Here is a 15045-nt window from a genome sequence, read left to right on the forward strand (position 1 = left end):
AGCCGATGGAGTATATCCACCGACTTGATTGGTTCTACCGTAATTCGCTCAGAGTTTGCGCCACTGCTCGATGTCCTCCCGGTAGGTTTCAAGGTGCAGGCGGGCGAGGTTCTCGATAAGTCCCGATGCGCTCATGCCACGCCCGCCGAGACGGCGGACAATCCCGTCCAGCCGGTCACGCACCTCACCGCTGACGAACACGGGCTTGCGGTCGGTTATCTTGGGAACTTGCAGGTAAGCGGTACGGTACTCGTCCAGCGACAGCCTGCGTTGTTTGCTGCTGACACGCTTCTGTGGCACTGCCACTTCTTCGGGCGTTCTGCCTGACGGTTCATCCACCGTAGCTGTTTCCGCTTTTTTCGTGATGGTCTTGCCGGGTTGTGCCAGCTGTCCCGAATCCAGACCGATGTTCTTGTAGAAGTCGTCCATAGACTTTTCACTACGGGATTCCCTGCGTCCCATTCTTTCCACGATTTCACGAGCCTGCTGCTCACTGATACTTGGTTCTCTTTTCATTGTCATAAAACAGGTTGATTAAGTTATTACTGTGGTCTTGGTCTGTGCCTTGACCGATTATCGCAAGTAAAGTAAGATACTTTAGTGCAGTCAGTCAACGACTTGGATTCAATCAGGCAGTATTGTGAGACTTTGCTTTATGGTGACAGAGATATTGGTGAGGACTTCACAGATTTGCCGGACGTGAATAGCCGGAAGAACAAAGGTGCGATTACAGTCAGGTTTGAATTAAGCCCTTGTTTTCAATCTTGATACATTGCTGATTTCCGGGATTAAGAATATACTCCAAATCTGTGCCAACCTCTACCAACCTGTGCCACATGCTTCCACTTCCGGGAAATCCATTGCCGGATAACAGATTATGTATTCCTTTGCGGCAAAAGAAACAGTAACAATAAAAAGTATGTATATGGAAATCGTATCAATTGAAAGAAAGACCTTTGAGGCGATGGTCGCCAAGTTCGACCGTTTCGTCAGTCGCATGGATGCCATCTGCCGGCGGCACGGAGAGAAGACAATGGGCGAGTGGATGGACAATCAGGACGTGTGCCGGATGCTCAACATCAGCCCACGCACATTGCAGACGCTTCGGGACAACGGGACGCTGGCTTACTCGCAGATAAGCCACAAGACGTATTACCGTCCCGAAGACGTGCAGCGTATTGTTTCCGTTGTGGAGGACAGGCGCAAAGAAGCAAAGTTCAAAGGAAGAACTATATAAACTTGATGAAATGAACGAAGTAAACTAACAATACCCACTAAATCCAAAGTAACATGAATGAACTGATTAACAAGGACAGCGAGTGGATAATCCACTTCATGGGCAGTCTCGACCGTCTTTTGGACAGCTTCGAGCATCTGACCGCCAATTACCGCCCGACACTGAACGGAGAGCGTTTCTTCACTGACAAGGAAGTGTCGGCACGGCTGAAAGTGAGCCGCCGGACACTTCAGGACTACCGGAACGAAGGGCGCATAGCCTATATCCAGTTAGGCGGTAAAATACTCTACCGTGAATCTGACATCGAAAGGATGCTGGCTGGCTGCTACCGCTCCGCTTACCGACAGACGGCAACCTGATTTTCTTGAAGGAGCGCAGTTTGCCGTCTGCCCTGTGATTGCGTCAGCAATGGACTTTCGGCAAAAAGAGAAAGGAGCGGCTTACAGACGGAGCATCAAAATTCCGCTTCGTCTGTAAGTCGCTCCTCTCTTCTTTCTTCTGATTTCCCGCCAGTCGCTCGCTTGTTTCCGTTGCCGGATGCTCTTCAAGCGAGTGGCAGGCAGTGACAAGGTTTTCGGGTTGAATACGCTCAAACTCGTTTGAGGAAGATTCTGCCCGAAACGGCTTGCCGCCCGACCTTGCCGCTGCCATCAAGCCATACGCTACCTTTGCATCCGTGCATCGGGAACGAGTGGCTGACGGAATGAACCTCAACTATACCATCGGTTATTACCTCTGACGCTGGCAACAAACAGTGTAATCGGTGTAGCTTTCTTAATAGTGCTAATTTCATTTATTATAAACCGTCTGAACAAGACACTCTCTTTACTGCATATCCTGAATGCAACGGCTATAATCACTTCAATGTTATAGACATCGTAACTTATGCCATCCGGTTGCTTGAGATACTTCATCGTGTCAAGTTCGTTCAGTTCCTTGTGCTTGTAAATGGTATGAATCGCCTTACGGACATCGCATGAGAACACCCCGAACAGGTCGGCTATCTCTTGTTGCGTCATACATACGGATACGGTCGGCATCGTGACCGCACCCGTTTCACTGATTGTTATTATTCCTCTATTCATTGTCACTTGATTTTAGTTTCATCATTTGATGCACACTCCTTTTTCCAACCGCTGTAATTTCTGCATTTGAACACCCGTGACGCCATACCGTCATCGGGCAACGCATATTTGCCTTTGGTATTTTCAGACAGGGTTTCCAAATCCCTGCTCACTTTGTGGTTGGTTATCTCGGCATATATCTGGGTGGTGCGTATGGAATAATGTCCCATCATCTTGCTGATGGTTTCTATCGGAACCCCGTTGCTCAGGCAGATAAGGGTCGCAAAACTGTGCCTCGCCTGATAGAATGTCAGGTGACATCCCAGACCGCACTGTTCGGCTATGATTTTAAGGCTGCGGCACAGGTTACAGGTCTGCGGGACGTAAAACAATCTTCCGTCCTTGCCTTCCCCTTTGTATTTTTCGATAATGCGGAGAGGTATGTCAAGAAGTTTGATATGGCACTCCGCCTTGGTCTTCTGCCGTGCGATGTGAATCCATTTGGAACCGTCTTCCTTTGTGACGATGTTGTCTTCCGTCAGGTTTGCCAGATCTGCCCTTCCGATGCCAGTGAACACCGAAAAGACAAACAGGTCGCGCGTGTGGCACAGGCGGTAGGTGGGCAGTTTGGCATTGAGCAGCTTTTCAAACTGTTCCCTGTTCAGGTGGCGATGGTTGACAGGCACTTTCTCAATCTTATGCCCTGCAAACGGGTCGCGCTTGAGTATGTGCTTCTTCAACGCCAGCCGTGTCATCTTGTGTAGCAGGATAAGGTAGTCATTGTAGGCAGACACCTTTAACCGCAGTACGGTAGAGAAATAGAACGTGAAGTCGGTCATGAACTTCATCGTCAGTGAGCGTAACGGAATATCCTCCAAATCATACTTGAATTTCAAAAAGTTAAATATATGCTTGCGGGTGATAAGATAACGGACGTAGGAATGCCTTGTCCGGTCAATGCCCACACGTTTGGCGTATTCCCCGTTATGTCCGTCAAACAGGGACAGCAATGTCTCTTTGACATCGATTTCCCGGTGACGGCATTCTTGATGATTTCTGCCGAGACGAAGCCATAAGAGTCCACGTTTCTTTTGTAGGCGGCCTTCGCTTTCTCCTCCAAAGCCTCCAATAATGAGTTCAGCCTGTTCAACTCATTTCTTTTTTCGCCGGTGATGTTTCCGGTCTTACGGCCGTCCGTGAATGCCTTGCCCACTTTTGCATCCCATAAGTCAGGCTCTATTTCCAACCCTGTGGAATACTGGCTTATCTTCCCGTCAAGGGTGACCCGTCCCATAATCGGACATCTGCCGTTTTTCTTTATTTTCCGGCGGTTGATATAGAACAACAGTTTGAATGTGCTTCGCATGGCTTACCCCTCCATCATTTTGGTTATGTACTCTCTTTGCTTCATGCTCGGATTGACTTTACGTTGGCTATAATCCTTCAGAATTGGAGACGGAGCAGTGTCAATGCCCGATAAGGTAAACTTGCCCCCGATAATATCGTTCAGACCGTCCATATCCTTGTCTATTTTATCCTGCGTGACTTTCGCATACCGCTGTGTGGTGGTGATATGCCGATGCCCCATGATTTTACTGACGGTCTCTATCGGAATCCCCTGTGACAGACAGATGATGCTTCCGAAGGTGTGCCTTGCCTGATGGAAAGTGATAGGCTGTGCAAGGAAAAGCGGACAGGTGAAGATAAAACGTAAACCGTTTGAAATGAGCTTTGTTTCAGCATTCTGCCAAGTGGAGAAAATGCAAATAATAACGGAATATTGAGGTTGTTCAGTTACCAAACCGTTAGCCGGGCAGTTACCGAAACGGGAATAGGTAACGGCAGGCAATGAAAAGAAACCCTCACCGTTTTGTTTGCGCTCATACACAGTGTTTTGCATATCAAGTGGAAAATTTAAAGTCGATTGACCCACTATTATAAAAGTCTTCTGACCCACCTTTATAACCGAAACTGATCCGCTGTGATTATAATAAAAATTGCCCCTATATAATTACCATATTTCAGTCTTGTTTTCGTACTTTACAAAGCATTTTAACCCGGTATTATTAACCGAATAAAATTTTAAAGAATGAAAATAAGAATCAAGCACATACTGCGGTGTTATCAGTCAGGAATGAGTATCCGCGGTATCAGTTCTTCTCTCCTTGTTTCACGTAATACAGTCAAACGTTATATCCGTATATACGAAGATATGGGTATAGAACTTGAGCGTCTGTTGAAAATGGACGAGCAGCATCTGCATGAGCTTTTCGGTACGGAGACTGACAAAGAATCGTCTGGATCTGCAGAGTATAAGTATCTTCAAGAACGTATACCTGATTACATGAAACGACTTAAGGTCCGTGGGACAACAAGAAGGTCCTTGTATGAGGAATATCTTAAAAATCGTCCACAAGGTTACAGCTACTGTTCTTTTTGTTTGTATATCAGACGAGAAAGGGAAGTAAAGATTCCTGTTGGACGCATAGATCATATAGCCGGTGATCAGATGTATGTGGATTTTGCCGGTGACAAACTTTATCTCTCATACGAAAGAACAGGCAATAAGGTTCCCGTAGAAGTATTTGCCGCCATACTTCCATGCAGCCAGATTACCTATTACGAGGCTGTACCATCACAAAAGAAAGAACACCTTATCCAGGCATGTGAAAATGCTTTCCATTATTTTGGAGGTGTCCCCAATGCCATAGTTCCAGACAACCTGAGATCAGCCGTAACAAAGCCTGGAGGTATTGAACCTGTAATCAATGACGACTTTGCTGCATTTGCAGACCATTATGGATGTGTTGTCTTCCCGGCAAGAGTACGAAAGCCTAAAGACAAAGCTCTGGTTGAGAATGCTGTAAGACTGCTCTACAGGGAGGTGTATTCAAAGATGACGGGATTGAAATTCAATGATCTTGAAGCCTTGAACATAGAAATAATGAAGCATACGGATGCGTTGAACAGCCGAAAGATGTACAATCGCAACTACAGCCGTCGGGAACGTTTCCTCGAAGTCGAGAAAGACAGGCTGCATACATTGCCGGCAACAAAATTTATATCAAAAAGCCGGAAAACGGCAACTGTCATGAGAAACAGTTATGTATCGCTTAACAATCACTATTACAGTGTTCCTAAAGAGTATATCGGCGATACTGTAGAATTACTGTATGATGGGGACACAGTGGAGATATATCATAAGTTCAGACACATAACGACACATCGAAAGGATGATACACCTTTCACTTATTCAGAAAAACCGTCCCACAAACTTTCGGGAGTGCTACATGAATACAGAATCAGAATGGATGATATATACCGCAAGGCATGTGGAATTGATCCGGTATTGGAAGAGTACATAAAGCGTGTGGCCGTTGCCAAGAAATATCCGGTCCAGGCCGTACGTTCAGCCGATGGCATATTAAGTCTTGTGGAGCGTTTCGGACATGACAGGGTGGTTCTTTCATGTCAGGTGGCAATGGAATTCGGTATGTTCGGATACAACGAACTTGAAAGTATTCTGGTAAACAGGGAAGATGAGAAGTATCATGTACAGATGGAGGGACAGGCTCCAGAACTTACCCCCAAACACAGAAATCTCAGAGGCAAGGATTATTTTAACTCTAAAAACATGGATAAAAATGACAAGTAATAATAAAACAAGCAGAACTGTCGGAAAAAATATGGACAGAATAATGGAACTACTCTCCAAGTTACGTTTTTACGGTATGCTTGAAACATATAGAAATGACTGCAGGACCACATCCTCTGATGGTATGACAAACGATGAGTTTCTTAAATGGCTTCTTGAAAGCGAATATGATTACAGACGCAATGTAAGCATTGAGAGACTGATAAAGTCTGCAAACTTCAGATATAAGGCATATATGGAAAAAATAGACTATACCATAAAACGTAACCTTGACCGTAACCAGCTTGAGAGACTTGCATCTCTTGATTTTATAAGAGACGGACAGAATGTTTTCATCACGGGAAGCTCCGGTACAGGTAAAAGCTATATAGCTTCAGCCATAGGATATGAGGCATGTAAGAATGGAATAAAGACTTTGTATTCAAATGCGTCAAAGCTTATGGGACAGCTTAAAATTGCCAAAAACAAGGGCACTATAGAATCTGAGATGAAAAAAATAGAAAAGTGTCAACTGCTGATTCTTGACGATCTGTTTCTTATAGGACTGGATGCCAGGGAAAGGTCAATCCTTATGGAAATAATAGAAGACAGACACGGATTAAAATCAATCATAATAACATCACAACTTCCTGTCGAAAGCTGGTATGATGCAATTGGTGATCCTACAGTAGCTGACGCAATCCTGGACAGAATTGTACATACAGCACACAAGATTGAACTTACCGGGGATTCTGTAAGAAAGATTAATGCTAAAAAGAAATAGTATATATTGTAGATTATTATAATTGAAAATGACCCGGGTTAAAATGCATTTTCTTTATTTAAATCTAATATTTTTTTGATGGGTCAATTTAGAGTATAATAGTGGGTCAATCGACTTTAAATTTTCCATTTAATGCCAGAATATAGTCTGCATTATTTTCTATTATTACTTCGGCAATATCTGTTTGGCATGCAATAGCATCAATTGTCACTATGCAATCCTGCAAATCCAGAGATTTTATAAGAGAAGGAATAGCGGTGATTTCATTGCTTTTATCATCTACTTTTACCTGACCCATACTGATTCCATTGGAAACAGCCCAGGCACTAACCATATGAAGCTTGAATCCTTTTTTGCCAAAGGGATTGTCTTTGCTGCACTTACTTGCTCCACGAAGCATTTTACCGTCTATAGCAACAACCCCTTCATACTTACCACAAAGCTCAGATACCCAATCACGAAAGACCAATTCAAAATAACCGGGTTTGAGTAAACTGAAAAAACGATTGAAAGTGTCATGACTTGGGATCTTTACTAAATCAGGAAAACGACGTTTAAAGAAGTCAAACTTACAAATACCGAACCGTTCTATTTCATTCCAGCTTTCACTTCCACAGATTACAGCACACAAGGCTATATAAACGATGACTTCCAAAGAGTGTTCTTTTTTTCGGTCAATACGAGGATCTTCAAGTTGTTTACAAAGACTAATTAAGCTCATTTTAGGGTTTATTTTTGTTTAAATTCAATACAACAAAAATACAAATAAATAATTAATATACAAAATATTAATAGATTAATAATAAGACAAATAATAAAAATGAAATATAGATAATAGTTGACTAATTGATAGACAAAATATAATGCGTCTGCCCTGATTGCAAGCTTCGTTTTTATAATCAAAGCCTTTGTTTTTATAAACGAAGCTTGCGTTTATAGATTACGGTTAATGAAAAATAAGTTTACATGCTGATAATAAGAAGTTTACAATTAATGAAAGAGAACTTTTCTATTAATGAATGAAAAGTGGGTTATTAAGAGCCTGCTCCGAGTTTTGCCCGACACAGTTTTGAGAGTTGCTTTCGAGTATATTTTCTGTTGTTGTGAGGAGCATGACGGAGACTATGTGACGAATAAAAACTGGTCGGTAAAGCCTATCTAACATAATCTCAGGAAAATTTAAACAGGCTCTAAGTAAAAGAAGTATAGCTTTATTTCTAATGGCAGAGGGAGTGTTACCATCATAAAAATGAGAGATTCGATTAAGGTCATTCTCGTTTGGAGAAACAGATAGAATCTCACATGTATAAATTCGGGGGCTTATGAGGTATGATGACATGTCTGTTTTAATGATACTTCTGTTATATAGATATCTGAGAAAAGTCCTCAAAATTGACACCTTACTGGCCACAGTCTTACGTGCGAAACATGCGGATTGATAAGTTTCAATATATCCGTCGATACAAGCCGCGGTCAATAAGTTGATCGTTACGCTTTTTGAGTTGATATAAGCAAAGAATCTATCTAATTCCTGACATATATGTACCGTAGCGCCGACAGAGCTTCCTTTGGAGGTGAGATGCCATTCACAGAACATGTCCACATAGTTAGAGCCGGGATAACTCTTATCTTTTCCTGTGATAACTTCCATGAATGAGAACCAACTCATACAGACAGCTCTGAAACGCTGATATCTACTGCGAACAGATATCCCATTTGATAACTCTCCAAAACAACGGGCCGCATCAATGATTTCATCAGTGGAGAAGCTATGTCTTATAGGCTTTTGTTCAAGTTTAAACTGCTTGATGACATTAAGCTGTTGCTCTGCATATTCTCTAATGTAAGCCTTCGGTACTCCATCCTTTTCCAAAGTCTCCAGATGCCTTTTCCTTTCTTCATAATGTGGAGCTGCAATATATTTTAGCCTAAAGTGGATGCTTGTAAATAACCTACAAAAGATAGAATCCTTATCCATGAACTTAGGCTCTAAAAGTTTTAAAGAGAAAAGCCATGAATAAATAATGCGAAAAGCATCTGTAAATTCATTTAATTCACTCGCTATGCAGACTTTATGGAAATGATCTGAATAATGCATCCGATAATCATGGCATACTTTGGTGATATTCTCAATAGGAACTATATCATTTTCCCCGTCGTGTAAATGCAAAGCATGCGTAGCGTAAAAATATAGGACGCTAATATCCGTAACCGGTCTTTAGATTTACCCATGTTCGCATTTTCTTCTAAAAATACTCTGCGTTCTTTTAGCAATGGAGAATCAAGATGCACCCGCAACTTGGATTCTGTAACATAAAGTCTTTCGTACATGTGATTGATGCTGCCGCTAGTGGCAGTTCCTTGACATAAAGATATGAAACATGCAAGATTATTATGTTGTGATAAAAAAACTTTAGTATTTCTATTTAAAGATATTATAGGTCAATACCAACATAATTTTGTTGTCAACATAAAAAATGAATATATTCCCTGAAACCAATGAAAGTATAGGATGGATATAAACCGATTTGGAAAAAACATCAATACCACAACTCATGCGGACAGGTTCTGGAAAGAAAAAGTACTGGTTGTTTTCTGATAGTTCAAATATAATTGGGAGTATATATTTTCGTCTTTGGTCTTTATCATAAGTGTATAGAAGTACACAATTCAATAACGGAACATTCCTCCACATGAATGCTCTTCCCATCAGGACAGCTGATAGTCACACCTCTAAACATATCTGAGCGAGGGCCTCCATTGAACCAAAACTGAACCATGAACATGGAAGATTATCGGGGAATTTTCGTATTGAATCTTACGCCTTTTACAATTGTCTGACAATAACCTTCATTAATCTCATCCAGCGTGACATATCACAATAATTTATTCCCATTCTGGTGCAATGAACTTTCAGCGAATAACATGGATTGGAATCCAGTTATTTTCGGTATTTATCCAGTGTCTTCCCGAGTCTTGCTTGTGCCTTGTCCCCGTTGAAAGGAGGAGGAATATAAGGTTAGCTGTTGTCCTTGGGAATCTCTATGCCTTTGACAGCGCATATTTGCCCCATATATAGAAAAAATACATATTGTTAGTTACCAGCCTATTCACCATTCCCCTATAATCGATATTGTGCCTTTCACAAAAATCAACGAGACATAGATTAATATCATTATTCAGTTCAGTCTTCAATAATTCGGAGCTGTTTAAGTACAATTCATTTGAATTTGGAGACTGGCCAGCCTCCAGGCATACTTCATTACATAGTCTATTCTGAGGGGGCAAAACCATCTGTTGAAATGATCATTTATTGAATGTTTTTCACAGAATGATACCAAAGACTTTTTAGGATTCTGCGTCAGCTCTTTTTAGGAACTTCCAATAACGTAAGATATTTTAAGGGAACCGGATCAGAATTTTCTATTATCATAATTCGTTTTTTACTGATCTATGTAAAAGTCGTTTTTGAGATGCGCTATATGCTATCGCAGAGACGCTTACCATCATCTTTCCCCTTTGACTGACATCTGCTGACATCTAACGACACGTGATGTCACCATTTTGAGAATCAGCATTTTATTCAATTTCAGCCATTATTTTTGAGCTGTCAAACGAAAACATTAATCTCAAAATGATGGATCATGGCACAAGAAAAAGAAGTGAAAGAAAAACCGAAGCGGACACGCAAAACGCAGAAATCCGCCAAAGAAAAGCCCTATGTGGAACAAATCAACGAACTACTGTTTGTCCACAACAAGGAGGACCCCAAAGCCGGTGTGCAAGCCGTCAGCGAAATTGACGGAGAAGGAAAAGCTCAAACGGTTCCTGCCGAAGAAAAGAACGAAAACTCCTTTCTGAAATTCGAGAAAAACTCCAGTATCCTCGAAAACTTCATCAAGAACTTCTGGAGCCAGTTCAAGGAACCGACACATTTCCGGCTCATACGAATGACCGTCCATGATTACAAGCAGAACAAACAGTCAATCAGGGATTTGTCACAAGGCAAGGAAACGGACGTAGTAAAAGAGTTCCTCAAACGCTACGAAATCCGGCCGAGAGAAAACAAGGAACAGAGTAAGAACGAAAAAGAAACAGAAACGATGGCAAAGAAACAAAAACAAAACCCGCAGGAACAGGTACCACAGCAAGCACCACAACCGACAGTTTCAACAGGACAACCACAGGAACAGCAGGCACCACGCTACCGTTATGACGAGAACATGGTAAACTGGGACGCACTGGAAAAGATGGGCGTCTCCAAAACTTCCCTCGAACAATAGGGACTGCTGGATTCCATGCTGAAAGGATACAAAACCAACAAACTGGTTCCCCTGACACTGACGCTGACAGGTGCCAGGGTCAAACTGGACGCACGCCTCTCATTCATCACCATGCCGGACGGGCAGATCGGTCTGGGTATCCACGGCATCCGCAAGGAACCGGAGCTAGAAAGACCCTATTTCGGGCACATCTTCACGGAAGAGGACAAGAAGAATCTCCGTGAGACAGGAAACATGGGACGGGTGGCGGAACTGAACCTGAACGGGGGATCCTATACACCCTGTCTCATCTCCATTGACAAGAATACCAACGAACTGGTTGCCGTACGGCAGGAAAACGTATACATACCAAGTGAAGTGAAAGGCATCAGGCTGACAGCGGATGAAATAAACGCGCTGAAGGAAGGACAACCAGTATATGTGGACGGAATGACCTCAAAAAACGGAAAGCCGTTCGACTCCGACCAGATAAGAAGAGGTGACCGGAAAATTATAGTCGAGATAATCACCAATATGAACTACTGGAATTATATACCATAAGCAATGTAGAAAAAAATTTCAGCTTATCTGCTCCGAATTAAATTAAGAGCAGATAAGCTATTAATTTAATTCGGAACAAGGAGCACCAAACCTTTTAACCGTATCATGCTGTGTTCGAGTATCTTTATTCATGTTGGATTTCGTAATTTTCACAGTAAACAAATTACATATTTAAATTCATCTTGCAACGAGATAAGTTCATTATATTTGAATGGTGTACATCAATAACATATTGGGGGCAAACTGAATTTTTACATGTACATCGCTGAAAGTCTAAAAAATAATAGTTCACAAGTATTGCGTATTTAAAATAATAATAATACCTTTGCACCGTTGAAATAAAAAGAGCTCCTATAACAGAGTGTAGAGTGATACATTTAAAGTTATTAGGTTTAAAAATCTTACTGATTTTCAACTAACTTAAGATACTAAGCAAGTGGTTTTTCATTGCTCCACTTATTAATCTTGAGCAATCGGAATGTAGCGCAGTTGGTAGCGCACTACGTTCGGGACGTAGGGGTCGGGCGTTCGAGTCGCCTCATTCCGACAGAACAAAGGGTAGCTTTCTGGAATACAGCAAGTTACCCTTTATTTTTATTTAGTCACCGGGACGAAATCGGGACGGCAATGCAAGAAACACCAACCTATTATATCATGAAAAACAAGATTTATTTCTTTACAGTAGCAATAGCTTCTTTTATGTGCATCAGTTGCACAAAAACTCAAACCACTCTTTCAGAAAATGAAAAGGCAATCAATCCTCCTATCATGGGATGGAGTTCATGGAATGCGTTTCGCGTAGACATCAATGAAGACATTATCAAACACCAGGCTGACCTGATGGTAGAAAAAGGTCTGAAAGATGTCGGATATCATTATGTCAATGTTGACGATGGTTATTTCGGAAAACGCGATGAAAACGGAATAATGCTTGCAAATGAGAAACGTTTCCCGAACGGTATGAAACCGGTGGCGGAACATATTCACAGCTTGGGAATGAAAGCCGGCCTTTATACCGATGCGGGTAATAGTACGTGCGGCTCCATGTGGGACAATGATACTGCAGGTATAGGAGCAGGTATCTACGGACATGAACCGCAAGATGCCCAGTTATACTTTGGCGACTGGGGTTTCGACTTTATCAAAATTGACTATTGCGGAGGAGAGGAGCTGGGACTTAATGAAAAAGAACGCTACACTTCAATCCGGAACAATATAGACAAAGTGAACAAAGATATTTCCATCAATATCTGCCGATGGGCCTTCCCGGGCACTTGGGCTAAAGACGCAGCAACCTCCTGGCGTATCAGCGGTGATATTAATGCACATTGGGGCTCATTAAGATATGTAGTCGGCAAGAATCTTTACCTGTCTGCCTATGCCGGCAACGGACATTACAATGACATGGATATGATGGTTATCGGATTCCGCAACAACAGCAAAGTGGGCGGACAAGGTCTTACCCCGACAGAGGAAGAAGCTCATTTCGGTTTATGGTGTATCATGAGCTCTCCTTTGCTTATCGGATGCAACCTGGAAAACATACCGGAGTCTTCCCTCGAACTGCTGAAAAACAAAGAATTGATTGCCCTCAACCAAGACCCGCTAGGTTTGCAGGCATACGTAGCACAACATGAAAATGAAGGTTACGTTCTTGTGAAAGATATCGAGCAGAAACGTGGCAATGTGCGCGCTGTGGCTCTCTACAATCCTTCCGATACTGTATGCAGTTTCTCCGTCCCGTTCTCTTCACTGGAATTTGGAGGAAACGTAAAAGTGCGTGATCTCGTCAAACATAGCGATTTAGGCAGCTTCTCCGGCATATTCGAACAAACGCTTCCGGCACACAGTGCCATGTTCCTTCGCATGGAAGGCGAAACACGCCTGGAACCGACTTTGTACGAAGCGGAATGGGCTTACTTGCCTCTTTTCAACGACCTAGGCAAAAATTCTAAAGGTATTCTTTATGCCCATGACAAAGAAGCTTCCGGCAAAATGAAAGTAGGTTTTCTGGGTGGACAACCGGAAAATTATGCCGAATGGAAGGAAGTGTACAGCGAAGATGGCGGACGCTACAACATGACTATCCATTACTTATACGGTAAAGGACGCCAAATAGAACTGGATGTCAACGGCATTATTACCCGAATAGATTCTTTGGGAGAAGATAATAACCATCACGAAATTACAGTTCCCGTTGAACTAAAAGCCGGTTACAACACCATTCGCATGGGTAATAGTTACAACTGGGCACCGGATATCGATTGTTTCACTCTGACAAAAGCGTTGTAACAACCATATAGAGAAAGGAAAAAAGTGCAAAAAAAGGAGGAGCTAAGATCACTCTCCACTCCTCCTGTCACGACAAACAGCTAAAATTATTCACTATTTGATGCCGTCCAATGCCCTTTTAGCAGTAGCATTAGCGGGGTCTATAGCCAAATTTTATTCCAGTATTCTATGGATTTATCTTTGTTAGCCTTTGCTTCGGCCTTCAATGCCGGATTCTCGATCGCTAACAAATAGTAATATCCAAGATAACTGTAACATTCAACCAAAGCCGAATTGTAATGAGGATCGTTTTTGCTTTCCAATAAAGCAGCCACTTCCTCATAGAAAGGTTTCGCAAGTCCTTGAGTGGTTTCAGGATCCAGTGCAGAATTGGCACGAGCTCTCCAAAAGTTACCCAAGTAGTTGTCCGGTGCTGCTTCCGCAATTGCGTGGAAAACAGAATCGGCAGACATCAACGCCTGCTTGCGTTCTTCAACAGTGATTGTCAATGAATCAGGTTGCGTACCAGCACCGTAATAAAGTCTGCCAACTTGGAACTGTAAGTCAGAAGCAAGAGCCGATTTACCATTCGCTTTTCTGGCAAGAGTTGCATATTCTTGCGCTTCGGGAAGTTTGTCAGCATCCAGATACGCATTTCCGATAGCTACCAAAAGTTCCACATTCTTTTTATTCTTACCCTTTATCAGATGCTCGGCTTCTTCAGCAGCCTGTGCCGGATTCGTCTGGATAGTTCCTTTCAATTTGGCAACTTCCGCCCGCCATTCGGCATCAGATGATTGCGCATAGAGCGCCCCAACAGCTATAAACGCTCCAGCTAAAAACATTTGTACTCGTTTCATGATAGTCTCTAATTTTAGTTATTATTCGTCTTTCACATGGACAATACGCACCGGCTGTGTAGCCGGAACAAGTCCGGATTTTAATATAATCCTCTGCCCCTTGTCGGATGTCATAAAAGAAGCAAATCCCCAAGGCAGCCCACTTCGAGGATCGTTCAGTAATGCATAGATGGATCGCGCCAGCGGATAATTACCGTAGAACAGATAGGCCTGGTAAGGCTTATAGCTATTCGCAGGAGTTGCCACATCTTCAGCACTGACTGCCATCACTCTGATCTCTTCACGAAAAGAAAGATTGGTCGTATCACTGCGGTTGCCCAACCAGTTTACTCCAATAACTCCCATGGCATCAGGATTCTTCGCTACATAGTC

13 protein-coding genes, 1 tRNA gene and 3 pseudogenes (1 of these 17 cut by a window edge) are annotated in these 15045 nt (G+C 42.5%); 7 read left to right on the plus strand and 10 right to left on the minus strand.

Going from position 1 to position 15045, the window contains the following annotated elements:
• Window positions 1-48 precede the first annotated feature (48 nt).
• Window positions 49-516, minus strand: coding sequence for a DUF3408 domain-containing protein (locus A4V03_RS16310; RefSeq protein ID WP_065539642.1), 468 nt, complete (start codon window positions 514-516; stop codon window positions 49-51).
• Between the two features lie 409 nt (window positions 517-925).
• Between A4V03_RS16310 and A4V03_RS16315 the strand changes: the two genes are divergently transcribed.
• Together A4V03_RS16315 and A4V03_RS16320 are read left to right on the plus strand one after the other, a co-directional pair.
• A complete protein-coding gene (locus A4V03_RS16315) occupies window positions 926-1237 on the plus strand; it encodes a helix-turn-helix domain-containing protein (RefSeq protein WP_065540478.1) in 312 nt (103 codons plus the stop codon).
• Window positions 1238-1290: 53 nt separating this feature from the next.
• Complete coding sequence (locus A4V03_RS16320) at window positions 1291-1596, plus strand: helix-turn-helix domain-containing protein (RefSeq protein ID WP_065539643.1); 306 nt, start codon at window positions 1291-1293, stop codon at window positions 1594-1596.
• A 43-nt stretch (window positions 1597-1639) separates the two neighbouring features.
• Here the strand turns inward: A4V03_RS16320 and A4V03_RS21055 are convergent, their stop codons facing one another.
• The 5 genes from A4V03_RS21055 to A4V03_RS16335 are packed head-to-tail and all read right to left on the minus strand — an operon-like array spanning window position 1640 to window position 4201.
• The gene (locus tag A4V03_RS21055; RefSeq protein ID WP_065539644.1) at window positions 1640-1951 is read right to left on the minus strand and encodes a hypothetical protein; all 312 of its coding nucleotides are present in this window, start codon (window positions 1949-1951) and stop codon (window positions 1640-1642) included.
• On the minus strand, window positions 1948-2322 hold the full coding sequence (locus A4V03_RS16325) for a hypothetical protein (protein WP_065539645.1): 375 nt from the start codon (window positions 2320-2322) through the stop codon (window positions 1948-1950). Before A4V03_RS16325 ends, A4V03_RS21055 begins: the two co-directional genes overlap by 4 nt.
• A gap of 2 nt (window positions 2323-2324) precedes the next feature.
• Window positions 2325-3266 carry a site-specific integrase gene (locus A4V03_RS16330; protein WP_236588611.1) on the minus strand — a complete coding sequence of 314 codons (942 nt, stop codon included), beginning with the start codon at window positions 3264-3266 and terminating at the stop codon, window positions 2325-2327.
• Window positions 3194-3667, minus strand: a complete 474-nt coding sequence (locus A4V03_RS21375) for an Arm DNA-binding domain-containing protein (RefSeq protein WP_236588610.1) — start codon at window positions 3665-3667, stop codon at window positions 3194-3196. Before A4V03_RS21375 ends, A4V03_RS16330 begins: the two co-directional genes overlap by 73 nt.
• A 3-nt stretch (window positions 3668-3670) precedes the next feature.
• Window positions 3671-4201, minus strand: a complete 531-nt coding sequence (locus A4V03_RS16335) for a tyrosine-type recombinase/integrase (RefSeq protein WP_236588609.1) — start codon at window positions 4199-4201, stop codon at window positions 3671-3673.
• A gap of 189 nt (window positions 4202-4390) precedes the next feature.
• On the opposite strand from A4V03_RS16335, the gene istA reads away from it, so the two are divergent.
• Window positions 4391-5956: an IS21 family transposase gene (gene istA / locus A4V03_RS16340; RefSeq protein ID WP_065539646.1), complete on the plus strand. Its 1566-nt coding sequence runs from the start codon at window positions 4391-4393 to the stop codon at window positions 5954-5956.
• Window positions 5946-6719 carry an IS21-like element helper ATPase IstB gene (gene istB, locus A4V03_RS16345; protein ID WP_065539093.1) on the plus strand — a complete coding sequence of 258 codons (774 nt, stop codon included), beginning with the start codon at window positions 5946-5948 and terminating at the stop codon, window positions 6717-6719. The genes istA and istB overlap by 11 nt, the downstream gene beginning before the upstream one ends.
• 106 nt (window positions 6720-6825) lie before the next feature.
• On the opposite strand, the gene A4V03_RS16350 is transcribed toward istB, so the two are convergent.
• Both A4V03_RS16350 and A4V03_RS16355 read right to left on the minus strand, forming a co-directional pair.
• Window positions 6826-7440 carry an ISAs1 family transposase gene (locus A4V03_RS16350; RefSeq protein WP_065539647.1) on the minus strand — a complete coding sequence of 205 codons (615 nt, stop codon included), beginning with the start codon at window positions 7438-7440 and terminating at the stop codon, window positions 6826-6828.
• 291 nt (window positions 7441-7731) lie between these two features.
• Window positions 7732-8889: a site-specific integrase gene (locus A4V03_RS16355; protein WP_065539648.1), complete on the minus strand. Its 1158-nt coding sequence runs from the start codon at window positions 8887-8889 to the stop codon at window positions 7732-7734.
• Between the two features lie 1474 nt (window positions 8890-10363).
• Here A4V03_RS16355 and A4V03_RS16365 point away from each other — a divergent pair.
• The 3 genes and pseudogenes from A4V03_RS16365 to A4V03_RS16375 all read left to right on the plus strand — a co-directional run.
• Window positions 10364-11464 (plus strand): annotated as a pseudogene (locus tag A4V03_RS16365) (DUF3945 domain-containing protein); the annotation flags it as partial.
• Window positions 11465-12016: 552 nt separating this feature from the next.
• A tRNA-Pro gene (locus tag A4V03_RS16370) sits at window positions 12017-12089 on the plus strand.
• A gap of 107 nt (window positions 12090-12196) precedes the next feature.
• On the plus strand, window positions 12197-13834 hold the full coding sequence (locus A4V03_RS16375; protein ID WP_065540479.1) for an alpha-galactosidase D: 1638 nt from the start codon (window positions 12197-12199) through the stop codon (window positions 13832-13834).
• A 93-nt stretch (window positions 13835-13927) separates the two neighbouring features.
• Here A4V03_RS16375 and A4V03_RS16380 read toward each other — a convergent pair.
• Both A4V03_RS16380 and A4V03_RS16385 read right to left on the minus strand, forming a co-directional pair.
• A pseudogene (locus tag A4V03_RS16380) lies at window positions 13928-14673 on the minus strand (hypothetical protein).
• 21 nt (window positions 14674-14694) lie between these two features.
• A pseudogene (locus A4V03_RS16385) lies at window positions 14695-15045 on the minus strand (PstS family phosphate ABC transporter substrate-binding protein) (it continues 592 nt past the right edge of the window).

The sequence above is a fragment of the Bacteroides caecimuris genome (assembly GCF_001688725.2).
GTDB lineage: Bacteria > Bacteroidota > Bacteroidia > Bacteroidales > Bacteroidaceae > Bacteroides > Bacteroides caecimuris.

Bases quoted from the DNA above. Each gene is read 5' to 3' on its own strand.
- A4V03_RS16310 (WP_065539642.1), bottom strand. From the start codon at position 516: ATGAAAAGAGAACCAAGTATCAGTGAGCAGCAGGCTCGTGAAATCGTG.
- A4V03_RS16315 (WP_065540478.1), top strand. From the start codon at position 926: ATGGAAATCGTATCAATTGAAAGAAAGACCTTTGAGGCGATGGTCGCC.
- A4V03_RS16320 (WP_065539643.1), top strand. From the start codon at position 1,291: ATGAATGAACTGATTAACAAGGACAGCGAGTGGATAATCCACTTCATG.
- A4V03_RS16325 (WP_065539645.1), bottom strand. From the start codon at position 2,322: ATGAATAGAGGAATAATAACAATCAGTGAAACGGGTGCGGTCACGATG.
- A4V03_RS21375 (WP_236588610.1), bottom strand. From the start codon at position 3,667: ATGCGAAGCACATTCAAACTGTTGTTCTATATCAACCGCCGGAAAATA.
- A4V03_RS16335 (WP_236588609.1), bottom strand. From the start codon at position 4,201: ATGCAAAACACTGTGTATGAGCGCAAACAAAACGGTGAGGGTTTCTTT.
- istA (WP_065539646.1), top strand. From the start codon at position 4,391: ATGAAAATAAGAATCAAGCACATACTGCGGTGTTATCAGTCAGGAATG.
- istB (WP_065539093.1), top strand. From the start codon at position 5,946: ATGACAAGTAATAATAAAACAAGCAGAACTGTCGGAAAAAATATGGAC.
- A4V03_RS16350 (WP_065539647.1), bottom strand. From the start codon at position 7,440: ATGAGCTTAATTAGTCTTTGTAAACAACTTGAAGATCCTCGTATTGAC.
- A4V03_RS16375 (WP_065540479.1), top strand. From the start codon at position 12,197: ATGAAAAACAAGATTTATTTCTTTACAGTAGCAATAGCTTCTTTTATG.